Below are 11,671 nucleotides of genomic sequence, written 5' to 3'. Positions count from 1 at the left end.
ATAATGACCTCAACAAGGAGAGAAGAGATGACCACACGCAGAAAATTCCTGGCCTCCGCCGGTATCGGCACAGCGGCCACCGCGCTGGGCGCGCCCGCAATCGTCCGCGCGCAAGCGCCGATCAAGTGGCGTTTCCAGACCTACGCCGGCGCAGCGCTGGGCGAAGAGGTGACGAAACCCGCCATCGACTACATCAACAATGCCGCCAACGGCGAGATGGAGATCGAACTTTATTACGCCGATCAGATCGTCCCTACCGGAGAGCTGTTTCAGGCGCTTCAGCGCGGCACCATTGACGCGGTCCATTCGGACGACGATTCCATGGCCTCGCCCACGCCGCTGCAACGGTTTGGCGGGTACTTTCCGTTGGCGACCAAGCATATCCTCGACGTGCCAGTCCTGTTCAACCAATACGGCCTCGCCGATATCTGGCGCGAGGAATACGAAAAGGTTGGCGTCACGTGGCTGTCGGCTGCGGGCCAAGACCCCTGCAACTTCAACACCACCCGCGAAATCACGTCGCTTGAGGATCTGGACGGGCTGAAGCTATACACATTCCCCACAGCGGGGCGGTTCCTGGCGCAGTTCGGCGTCGTGCCGGTCAGCATCCCCTACGAGGATGCCGAGGTGGCGGTGCAAACCGGCGAGTTGGACGGCATGGCATGGTCGGGCATCACCGAGGATTACACGGTCGGCTGGGCGGACGTCACGGATTACTTCCTGACCAACAACATCTCGGGCGCGTGGATCGGGTCGTTCTTTGTCAATCCGCAGCGCTGGGCCGACCTGCCTGAGCATCTGAAGCAGATCGTCATGGCCGGTATCGAGGCCAGCCATACCTACCGCAACCAGTGGTACTGGGGCGGCGAGGCGCGCCTGCGCGCCCAAGGCGACAAGCTGCAGCTGCGCACCATCCCGCAAAACGAATGGAAGGCCGTCGAAGAGGCTGCCGTCACCTTCTGGGACGAGATCGCAGAAGAAGGCGAAGTGCACCAGAAGGTCGTCAAGATCTTCCGCGACTATAACGACGTGATCAGCAAGGCCGGACCTCCCTACACCAACGGCTGATCCGTCATAAAAAAAAATTGGGAGGCCCCGGCACATCGCCGGGGCGCGTCCCGTTCACAACATGCTTTCCTTGAGGTGCATCATGCCTGCCCAGACCCCTGCCCTGACCTTTGATGATCTGAAAAAACAGGTAAAGGACGGCACGATCGACACCGTTCTCGTCTGCCTTGTCGACATGCAGGGGCGCCTTATGGGCAAACGGTTTCACGCCAAGCATTTCGTGAATGGTGCCTACAAGGAAACGCATTGCTGCAACTACCTGCTGGCCACCGATCTGGAGATGGCCACACCCGAAGGCTACGCCAGCACCGGCTGGGAAACCGGATATGGCGATTATGTCATGCAGCCCGATCTGGACACGCTGCGCCCCGTGCCGTGGCTGGAGGGGACCGTCATGATCCTGTGCGACGTGCTGGATCACGACACGCATGAGCCGGTCCCACACTCGCCCCGCGCCGTGCTGAAAAAGCAACTGGCCCGGCTGGAGAAAATGGGGTTCACCGCCATGATGGCGACCGAGCTGGAGTTCTTTCTCTTTGAGAAAAGCTTTGACGAGATCCGCAAGGGCGGCTTTCGCGACCTAGCGCCGATTTCCGGCTATAATGAGGATTACAACATCTTCCAGACCACCAAGGAAGAACACGTGATGCGCCCCCTTCGCAATCATCTGTGGGATGCAGGCCTGCCAATTGAGTGCACCAAGGGCGAGGCCGAGGCCGGTCAGGAAGAGCTGAATATCAAATACGCCGCCGCGCTGGATACGGCGGATTATCACACCATCGCCAAGCACGCGACGAAAGAGATCGCTTGGCAACAGGGTCACGCCGTCAGCTTCTTGCCAAAATGGAGCCCCGACCGCACCGGCAGCTCGTCGCATGTGCATCAATCGCTGTGGAAGGACGGCGAAAACGTCTTCTTCGACAAGAGCGATGGTTTGGGCATGTCCGATATGATGAAGACCTACATGGCCGGAATGCTGAAATACGCGCCCGACTACACCTATTTCCTCGCGCCCTACATCAACAGCTACAAGCGGTTCGTCAAAGGCACATTTGCCCCCACGCGCACCATTTGGTCGGTCGACAACCGCACCGCCGGGTTCCGCCTTTGCGGTGCAAGCACCAAGGCGGTTCGCGTCGAATGCCGCGTTGGCGGATCGGATATCAACCCCTACCTCGCCATGGCCGTGCAGCTGGCCGCCGGAATCGCCGGGATCGAAGAGGGGCTGAAATTGGCCCCACCGTTCAAGGGCGACGCCTATTCGGGCGACGAGGGTATGATCCCGACAAACTTGCGCGACGCCTTTGTATCGCTAAAGAGTTCGGACATGTTGCGCGCGGCGCTGGGGGATGACGTGGTCGACCACTACGCCCGCGCCGCCGAAGTCGAAATCGAGGATTTCGAGGCCGCCGTTACAGATTACGAAATCGCGCGCGGATTCGAGCGGTGCTAGGCTAGGGCGGGTGACTACACCGACTGTGAGCGCCGGAGGCTCCAACGGGGGTATTTGAGGCCACAAGATGCATTGGCCTTTGTGAATGACTGGATAGGTTTGGAATGAGCAAGACACTGACCTGCATTTCGCCGATCGACGGATCGGTTTTCGCCACGCGCGAGACGCTGGATATCGACGGCGCGCGCGCGGCTGCGCATCGGGCGCGGATAGCGCAAGTAAACTGGGCGGCCCGGCCCCTGGACGAGCGTATCCGCCTGGTCATGGCCGGGGTCGCCGCCGTGGGTGCAATGAACGACGAGGTGGTGCCCGAGTTGGCCCTCATGATGGGACGGCCAGTGCGCTATGGCGGCGAATTCGGCGGCTTTGACGAGCGCGCGTCGCACATGGCAAAGATCGCTGGCGAGGCGCTGGCCGATATCGAAGTGGGCGAAGATGCGACGTTCAAGCGCTACATCAAACGGCTGCCACATGGTGTCGTTCTGGTCGTCGCGCCGTGGAATTACCCCTACATGACCGCGATCAACACGGTCGCGCCTGCGCTGATTGCAGGGAATACCGTGCTGCTGAAACATGCCACACAGACACTGCTGGTGGGCGAGCGGATGGCGCAGGCATTCCATGCGGCTGGTGTGCCGGAGGACGTGTTTCAGAACGTGTTTCTCGGCCACGACACCACGTCACAGCTGATCGCGGATCGCGCGGTGGATTTCGTGAACTTCACGGGCTCGGTCGGTGGCGGACGCGCGATGGAGAGCGCGGCGGCCGGCACATTTACGCCCGTTACCACAGAGCTCGGCGGTAAGGATCCAGGTTACGTCATGGACGACGCTGACCTTGATGCCGCCGTCGATACGCTGATCGATGGGGCCATGTTCAACTCGGGCCAATGCTGCTGCGGGATCGAACGGATCTATGTGCACGAAAGCCTCTACGACGCCTTTGTCGAGAAGGCGGTGAAGATCGTTCAGGGCTATAGTCTGGGCGATCCTCTGGACCCCTCCACCACCATCGGCCCGATGGCGCATCTCCGCTTTGCCAAAGAAGTGCGCAACCAGATCGACGAGGCCGTGAAGGCGGGCGCGACCGCGCATATCGAAACGATGGCCGCCGACGATGGCGGCGCTTATCTCACGCCCCAGATCCTGACGAACGTAACGCATGACATGCGCGTGATGCGCGACGAAAGCTTTGGCCCCGTAGTTGGCATCATGAAGGTGTCATCGGACGACGAGGCAATCGAGCTGATGAACGACAGTAATTTCGGCCTGACCGCCAGTCTCTGGACCGCCGATCTGGACCGCGCGCAGGCTGTTGGCGAGCGGATTGAGACGGGTACCGTGTTCATGAACCGGGCCGACTACCTTGATCCCGGTCTGTGCTGGACAGGCTGCAAGGATACCGGCAAGGGCGGCGGGCTGTCGGTCATCGGCTATCACAATCTGACACGCCCCAAATCCTACCATCTCAAAAAGGTGACAAAATGAACCTGACCGGAAACTGGTCCTACCCAACCTCTGTCAAATTCGGCGCTGGCCGCATTGCCGAACTGCCTGACGCTTGCAAGCAGGCCAATATCAAGCGCCCCCTGCTGGTTACAGACAAGGGGCTGGCAGATCTGCCGATCACCGCGCAGGTGCTGGACATCATGGAGGGCGCAGGGCTGGGCCGCGGCATTTTTAGCGAAGTCGATCCCAATCCGAACGAGAAGAATCTGGATGCAGGCGTCGCTGCCTACAAGGCAGGTGGCCATGACGGCGTGATCGCCTTTGGCGGCGGCTCAGGGCTGGACCTTGGCAAAATGGTCGCCTTTATGGCCGGTCAGACGCGTCCCGTCTGGGACTATGAGGATGTCGACGACTGGTGGACGCGCGCCGACGGCGATGCCATCGCGCCGATTATAGCAGTGCCGACGACCGCCGGAACCGGCTCGGAAGTGGGGCGCGCCAGCGTCATCACCAACTCTAAAACGCACGTGAAAAAGATTATTTTTCACCCCAAGGTGATGCCCGAGGTCGTCATATGCGATCCCGAACTAACCACCGGGATGCCAAAGTTCATCACCGCAGGCACTGGCCTTGACGCCTTTGCGCATTGCGTCGAGGCGTTCAGCAGCCCGCATTACCACCCGATGAGCCAAGGCATGGCGCTGGAAGGGATGCGTCTGGTCAAGGATTACCTCCCCCGCGCCTATGCGGACGGCAATAATCTGGAGGCGCGCGCGCATATGATGAGCGCCGCGATGATGGGCGCGACCGCGTTCCAGAAAGGCCTTGGCGCGATCCACGCGATGAGCCATCCGGTCGGCGCGGTTTTCGGCACGCATCATGGCACGACCAACGCTGTTTGCATGCCTGCCGTGCTGAAACTGAACGCGCCCCAGATCAAGGATCGCTTTCGCACTGCCGCCGCTTACCTCGATATCGAGGGCGGCTTTGACGGCTTTTGCAGCTTCGTGCAGGAGTTTAACGACGCGCTGGGCATCCCCCGCAAGCTGAGCGACATGGGCGTCGACGCCGCCCGCATTGACGAACTGGTGAGCGAGGCGGTCAAGGATCCCAGTTGTGGAGGCAATCCTGTCAAGCTGACCAGGGAAAACCTTCGCGCGCTGTATGAGGCGAGCATCTAGGCTTTCATTGTTCCAAAAATACTCAAAAAGAACCCCGGATGCCGACGCAGCGTCCGGGGTTTTTTCCTTGGAATACACCCTATTCGGCAGGCATCGCCACTTGCTGATCGCTCAGCGGGTGGGGCAGTTTGTCCAACATCTCGCGCGGGCAGATTTGCAGGAAATGTGCCCTTTCAACGTCCCAATGCTGTAGGATATCCAGTGCCTTGCGACTGCCCGTCTCATCCGCGTGGCGTTGGATCAGGTTGCGCAACTGCTCCTCCCAGTGGGGGTGCTCGACTGCGCTGGTCACAATCGTCTCGCGGTTCATCAGGGGGGCCGCTCGGCCCTCAGGATCATAAAGATAGGCCATACCGCCCGTCATGCCTGCACCGAAATTCGCGCCGATGCGGCCCAGTATCACGGCGACGCCGCCGGTCATGTATTCGCATCCATTGCTGCCACAGCCCTCGACCACGACTTGCGCGCCCGAATTGCGCACGGCGAACCGCTCGCCCGCGCGCCCGGCCGCAAAGAGATAGCCAGCGGTCGCACCGTATAGCACCGTGTTGCCGATGATCGTATTTTGGCTGGCGTCCAGGGGGCTGGACATGGGCGGGCGCACGACGATGATGCCGCCCGACAGACCCTTGCCGACGTAATCATTGGCATCGCCAGACACTTCCAGCTTCAGCCCCGGCGCGGCGAAGGCGCCCAAGGACTGGCCCGCACTTCCTGACAGCTTGACCGTCAAGTGGTCGGGTTGCAGGCTGTTACGCATCCCGAACTTGCGCACGATATGGCTGCTGAGGCGAGTGCCAACGGTCCGGTGCGTGTTTTGCACGGCGTAGTGCAACTGCATCTTTTCCCCGTCATTCAGGAAACGCGCGGCGTCGCGGACGATCTCGGCGTCCAGTGTGTCGGGCACGGCATTTCTCTCGCGGTTGCGGTTCAGTGGCGCACTGTGGCTCGCGACGGTAATCAGCATCGGATTGAGGTCCAGATCGTCCAGATGTGCGCTGCCACGGCTGACCTGTGTCAGCAGATCAGCGCGCCCTATCACTTCGTCTAGCGAGCGCGCGCCAATGCTGGCCAGTATTTCGCGCACCTCCTGAGCGTAGAAGGTGATGAGGTTCACGACCTTCTCGGCATTGCCGGTGAATTTGGCGCGCAGCGCCTCATCTTGCGTGCACACGCCGACGGGGCAGGTGTTAGACTGGCACTGTCGCACCATGATGCAGCCCATCGAGATCAGGGCGGCGGTGCCGATGCCGTATTCCTCGGCCCCCATCATCGCGGCCATGACGATGTCGCGTCCGGTGCGCAGACCGCCATCGGTGCGCAACGTGATGCGATCGCGAAGATTGTTCATCGACAGAACCTGATGCGCCTCGGTCAGGCCCATTTCCCACGGCAGCCCTGCGTATTTGATCGACGTGGCGGGGCTGGCGCCGGTGCCGCCATTATGGCCCGATATCAGGATGACGTCGGCCTTGGCCTTGGCCACGCCAGCGGCAATCGTGCCGACGCCGGACTGGGCGACCAGCTTTACCGTGACCTTGGCGATAGGATTGATCTGCTTAAGGTCATAGATCAGCTGCGCCAAATCCTCGATCGAATAGATATCATGATGCGGCGGGGGCGAGATCAGCGTCACGCCCGGCGTCGAAAGGCGCAGCCGCGCGATAAGTTCGGTCACCTTCATGCCGGGCAGTTGGCCACCCTCGCCGGGCTTGGCACCCTGAGCGACTTTGATCTCTAACTCTTCGCATTGGTTGAGGTATTCGGCGGTAACGCCGAAGCGACCAGAGGCAACCTGCTTGATCTTGGCCGAGGGGTTGTCGCCATTCGGTTCGGGCGTGAAGTGGGCGGGGTCCTCGCCGCCCTCGCCAGAATCGCTGCGCGCGCCGATGCGGTTCATCGCCACGTTCAGCGTTTTGTGCGCCTCGGGCGACAGCGCGCCCAGTGACATGCCGGGCGTGACGAACCGCCTGCGGATTGCCGTAACGCTTTCGACCTCGTCCAGCGGGATCGCCTTGCCCATCGGCTTGATCGCCATAAGGTCGCGCAGGTGGATCGGCGGGGTGGATTGCATGGCCGCCGAGTATCGCTTCCACAGATCGAAGCTGGCTGTGTTGCAGGCGGTTTGCAGCATATGCATGGTCTGCGCGCCCCATGCGTGGCTCTCGCCTGACTTGCGCGCCTTGTAGAAACCGCCGATGGGCAGGACGTTGTCGGGGCCGCTATAGGCGCGGTCGTGGATCTCTTCCAGCTTGGTCTGGATGCCGCTAACACCGATGCCACTGATGCGACTGACGAGGCCGGGGAAATATTCGGCGCACATCGCCCGGCTGAGACCGATAGCCTCAAAATTCAGGCCGCCGCGATAGGACGAGATGACCGATATCCCCATCTTGGACATGATTTTCAGCAGGCCCGCGTCGATCGCCTTGCGATAGCGCGCGACCACCTCGGTAAGAGTGCCGTCCACCAAGTTCCGGTCGATCCGGTCGGCCAGCGAATCCTGGGCCAGATAGGCGTTAACGATCGTGGCGCCCGCGCCAATCAGCACGGCAAAATAATGCGGGTCAATGCACTCGGCAGAGCGCACATTGAGTGAGCAGAACGTGCGCAGACCCTTGCGCGTGAGGTGGCTGTGCACAGCACTGGTCGCGAGGATCATCGGCATCCCGATGCGCCCCTCGCCCACCGCCTGATCGGTCAGCACCAGATGTCCCGCACCACTGCGCACGGCATCCTCTGCCTCGGCACGGATGCGCGTCAGACCCTCTTGCAAGGCATTCGGGCCGGGCGTGAAGGTGCAATCAATGGTCCCCACATCCGAGCTGAACTGGCTCAGCAGCACGTTCCACTCGCTGTTGCCGACAAAGGGGCTATCCAGCACGATAATCTGGGTCTGCGCGCCGCTCTCGTCCAACACGTTATTCAGATTCCCAAAGCGGGTTTTGAGACTCATCACCCGGTATTCGCGCAAGGAATCAACCGGCGGGTTCGTCACCTGAGAAAAGTTCTGGCGGAAAAAATGGCTGAGCGGGCGGTACTGTGTCGACAAAACCGCGCTGGGCGTGTCGTCACCCATCGAGGCAATCGCCTCTTTGCCATCCTCGCCCATGGGGGCAAGGATCTGCTCCAGCTCTTCGATGGTATAGCCTGCCGCGATCTGGCGGCGGCGCAGATCGCCACCCGTATGCATCGCGGCCTCGCTGGTCACGGTCAGCTTGTCATCAAGATTGTTGATCTTGCCGACCCACTCGCCAAAGGGACGGGCGGCAGCCAGACGGTCCTTAATCTCGACGTCGTTATAGAGCTTGCCCTCTTGCATATCGACAGCCAGCATCTGGCCCGGTCCCAGCGCACCCTTTTCGCGCACGGTTGCCTCGTCAATGGGCACCATCCCCGCCTCACTGCCAGCGATCACCAGCCCGTCGCCGGTCACGACATAGCGCATCGGGCGCAGGCCATTGCGATCAAGGCCCGCACAGACCCATCGGCCATCAGTCATGGCAAGGGCGGCGGGGCCGTCCCACGGTTCCATCACGGAGTTGCAATAGGAATACATATCGCACCATGCCTGCGGCAGTTCCTGTGCCTGATTGGACCAGGATTCCGGCACCAGCATGGTTTTCGCCATCGGGGCCGAGCGGCCCGCGCGTACCAGCACTTCGAACACGGAATCCAGCGCCGCTGAATCGGACGCGCCATTTGGCACGATGGGTTTGATATCTTCGGCGAGGTCTCCGAAGGCGCCGCTAGCCATGCGGATCTCGTGGCTTTTCATCCAGTTGACGTTGCCCCTGAGCGTATTGATCTCGCCGTTATGGGCCAGCATCCGAAACGGCTGTGCCAGCCACCATTGCGGGAAAGTGTTGGTCGAATAGCGCTGGTGATAGATGGCAAAGGCGGATTTGAACCGTTCGTCCATGAGGTCGGGGTAGAAAACCGCGACCTCTTCGGCCAGCATCATGCCCTTGTAGATGATGCTGCGGCACGACAGGGAAGCGATGTAGAAATTGGCGATCCCGGCGGCGATCACAGCCTTTTCCACGCGGCGGCGGATGACGTAAAGCTCGCGCTCGAAATCCTCTTCGTCGATGCCGCGCGCGTTCGAGATCAGGATCTGCTCGATCTCGGGGCGGGTCGCGTTGGCCTTTTCGCCGAGGCAGTCGACATTGACCGGAACGTGCCGCCAGCCATAGATCGTGTGGCCCATGCGCAGCACTTCGGTTTCGACAATCGTGCGGCACGCCTCTTGCGCGCCAAAATCGGTGCGGGGCAGAAACACTTGACCGACGGCGACCAATTGATCCTGTCGTGGCTCGTGCCCTGTGCGGCGGATCTGGTCGTAGATGAAGGAGACTGGAATCTGCACATGGATACCCGCGCCATCGCCGGTCTTGCCATCCGCGTCGACCGCGCCGCGGTGCCATATCGCCTTTAGCGCGTCGATGCCTGCCTGCACCACGCGGCGCGACCGCTTGCCGCTGACGGCGACAACAAGGCCAACACCACAAGACGAATGCTCCTCGTCATGGGCATACATGCCGTTCTCGGCCATCCAGTCGCGCTTGGCCTGCTCTGCGGAGGCCCATTTGGCATCGTAGGTGGTCATGGGTCGTCTCCTTCGACATGGTTGTGAGCGGCTTCATACTCGGCGCGGGTATGCGTCGCATGGTCGCCGACAATCGGCAGATAAGCCGGGCGGCGGTCGATGTAGATTTCTGAGATAAGCGGAAACTCGGCCGCCGCCGGGAACGGTCCCGGCATTAACTCGTAGGGCGCATCCTGCACGTTCGTATCACGCAGCCAGAGGTTGCTGCCACAGGCCGGGCAGAACGCCCGCTCCGAAAAGTGCGTAGACGGATAGCGCGTCACGGCGCCCTCCACCTGTACTGCATCCGCATCTGCGTCAAACGTGGCAAAGAGCGCGCCCGCCCAGCGTTGGCACATACTGCAATGACAGGCCGCGATGGCGGCGATATATCCGCCATCGACCTTTACCGTCACCGCACCGCAGAGGCAACGCCCCTCCAGCCTGCCGCTGGTGCGGTATTGCCCGCCACCGCTCATTCCGCCGCCACCGCTTGCGCCGCCTTCAGGTCGTCCAGCAAAGCGGCGGCGGTGTCGCGCCCGTCGCGGATGGCCCAGACCACCAGCGACGCGCCGCGCACGATGTCGCCCACAGCATAGACGCCGGGCAGCGACGTGCGGCCTGAGGTGAATTCAGCCTTGATCGTGCCCCAGCGGGTGATTTCCAATTCGGGCTGTTCCCAGAGCACCGGCAATTCTTCGGCCTCGAATCCCAGCGCCTTGATCACCAGATCGGCAGGCTCGTTATGCACGGCGCCCTCGATTTCCTCGGGCGATTGGCGACCTGTGGCATCCGGCGCGCCAAGGCGCATCTGCTGGACGCGGACCGCGCTGACCGGATCGCCGCTGAACCCCTTGGGCAGGCTGAGCCAGTCAAAGACGACGCCCTCTTCCTCGGCATTGGCGACCTCGCGCTGGCTGCCGGGCATGTTGGCGCGGTCGCGGCGATAGAGGCATTTGACCGAGGTTGCGCCCTGCCGAATGGCGGTGCGCACGCAGTCCATCGCCGTGTCACCTCCGCCGATGACGACGACGCGCTTGCCGCTTGCGTTCAGTTCGCCACTGTCGAAATCCGGCACCGCATCGCCAAAAGACTGGCGGTTGCTGGTCGTCAGATAGTCGATGGCGCGCACGATGCCTTGCGCACCCGCGCCCGGCCCGGGCAGATCGCGGGATTTATAGACGCCAGTGGCGATGATGATCGCGTGATGCTTTGCGCGCAGATCGGCGAATGACGTATCCTCGCCAATGTTGCAATTCAGCTCGAACGCCACGCCGCTATCCTCGAGCTGCTGCATCCGGCGCATCACGACGTCCTTCTCCAGCTTGAAGCCGGGGATGCCGTAGGTCATCAATCCGCCGCCGCGATCATATCGGTCATAGACAGTGACCTGCACGCCCGCGCGCCGCAGCATGTCAGCAGCGGCGAGGCCGCCGGGACCGGCGCCGATGATGCCGACACTCTCGATACGCTCATGCGTCGGCTGCGCGGGCGAGACCCAGCCCTCGTCCCACGCGGTATCGGTGATGTACTTCTCGACCGCGCCGATGGTGACAGTGCCGTGGCCGGAGGTCTCGATTACGCAGTTGCCTTCGCACAGGCGGTCCTGCGGGCAGATGCGACCACAAATCTCGGGGAATGTGTTGGTAGCTTGGCTAAGTTCATACGCCTCGCGCAGGCGACCCTCGGCGGTCAGGCGCAGCCAGTCGGGGATGTTGTTGTGCAGGGGGCAATGGCTTTGGCAATAGGGCACGCCACATTGGCTGCACCGGCTAGACTGTTCCTTTGCCTTTTCACTTGCGTATTCTGCGTAGATCTCGCGAAAATCGCGGGCGCGCAGGTCTGGCGCACGCTTGTCGGGCATATCGCGCATCACTGTCGTGAACTTCAGCATCGAGTTGTCGGCCATCGGCGCACCTATCTATTCAGCCTT

The 11,671-nt window shown here is 61.7% G+C and carries 7 protein-coding genes; 4 read left to right on the top strand and 3 right to left on the bottom strand.

The genetic code is table 11. From position 1 onward, the window contains the following. The first annotated feature begins 27 nt into the window (after window positions 1–27). The 4 genes from U3654_RS18470 to U3654_RS18455 all read left to right on the top strand — a co-directional run bounded on the left by U3654_RS18470 (window position 28) and on the right by U3654_RS18455 (window position 5,150). Entirely contained in the window at window positions 28–1,068 is a 1,041-nt protein-coding gene (locus U3654_RS18470; RefSeq protein WP_324752993.1) for a TRAP transporter substrate-binding protein, read from the top strand. 82 nt (window positions 1,069–1,150) lie between these two features. Beyond that, on the top strand, window positions 1,151–2,521 hold the full coding sequence (locus U3654_RS18465) for a glutamine synthetase family protein (RefSeq protein WP_324752992.1): 1,371 nt from the start codon (window positions 1,151–1,153) through the stop codon (window positions 2,519–2,521). Window positions 2,522–2,625: 104 nt separating this feature from the next. After that, window positions 2,626–4,008, top strand: coding sequence for an aldehyde dehydrogenase family protein (locus U3654_RS18460; RefSeq protein ID WP_324752991.1), 1,383 nt, complete (start codon window positions 2,626–2,628; stop codon window positions 4,006–4,008). Continuing rightward, window positions 4,005–5,150 carry an iron-containing alcohol dehydrogenase gene (locus U3654_RS18455; RefSeq protein ID WP_324752990.1) on the top strand — a complete coding sequence of 382 codons (1,146 nt, stop codon included), beginning with the start codon at window positions 4,005–4,007 and terminating at the stop codon, window positions 5,148–5,150. The genes U3654_RS18460 and U3654_RS18455 overlap by 4 nt, the downstream gene beginning before the upstream one ends. A 79-nt stretch (window positions 5,151–5,229) precedes the next feature. Here U3654_RS18455 and gltB read toward each other — a convergent pair whose 3' ends face one another. Genes gltB through U3654_RS18440 form a run of 3 tightly spaced genes read right to left on the bottom strand, consistent with a single transcriptional unit; the run spans window position 5,230 to window position 11,647 of the window. Next, a complete protein-coding gene (gltB, locus tag U3654_RS18450; protein WP_324752989.1) occupies window positions 5,230–9,759 on the bottom strand; it encodes a glutamate synthase large subunit in 4,530 nt (1,509 codons plus the stop codon). Continuing rightward, a complete protein-coding gene (locus tag U3654_RS18445; protein ID WP_324752988.1) occupies window positions 9,756–10,217 on the bottom strand; it encodes a GFA family protein in 462 nt (153 codons plus the stop codon). Before U3654_RS18445 ends, gltB begins: the two co-directional genes overlap by 4 nt. Continuing rightward, entirely contained in the window at window positions 10,214–11,647 is a 1,434-nt protein-coding gene (locus U3654_RS18440) for an NAD(P)-dependent oxidoreductase (protein WP_324752987.1), read from the bottom strand. Before U3654_RS18440 ends, U3654_RS18445 begins: the two co-directional genes overlap by 4 nt. Window positions 11,648–11,671 lie beyond the last annotated feature (24 nt).

The organism is Roseovarius sp. Pro17, assembly GCF_035599575.1.
Classification (GTDB): Bacteria; Pseudomonadota; Alphaproteobacteria; order Rhodobacterales; family Rhodobacteraceae; genus Roseovarius.
The sequence above is the reverse complement of the archived record's forward strand: the minus strand, read 5'-3'. Positions and strand labels throughout refer to the sequence as shown.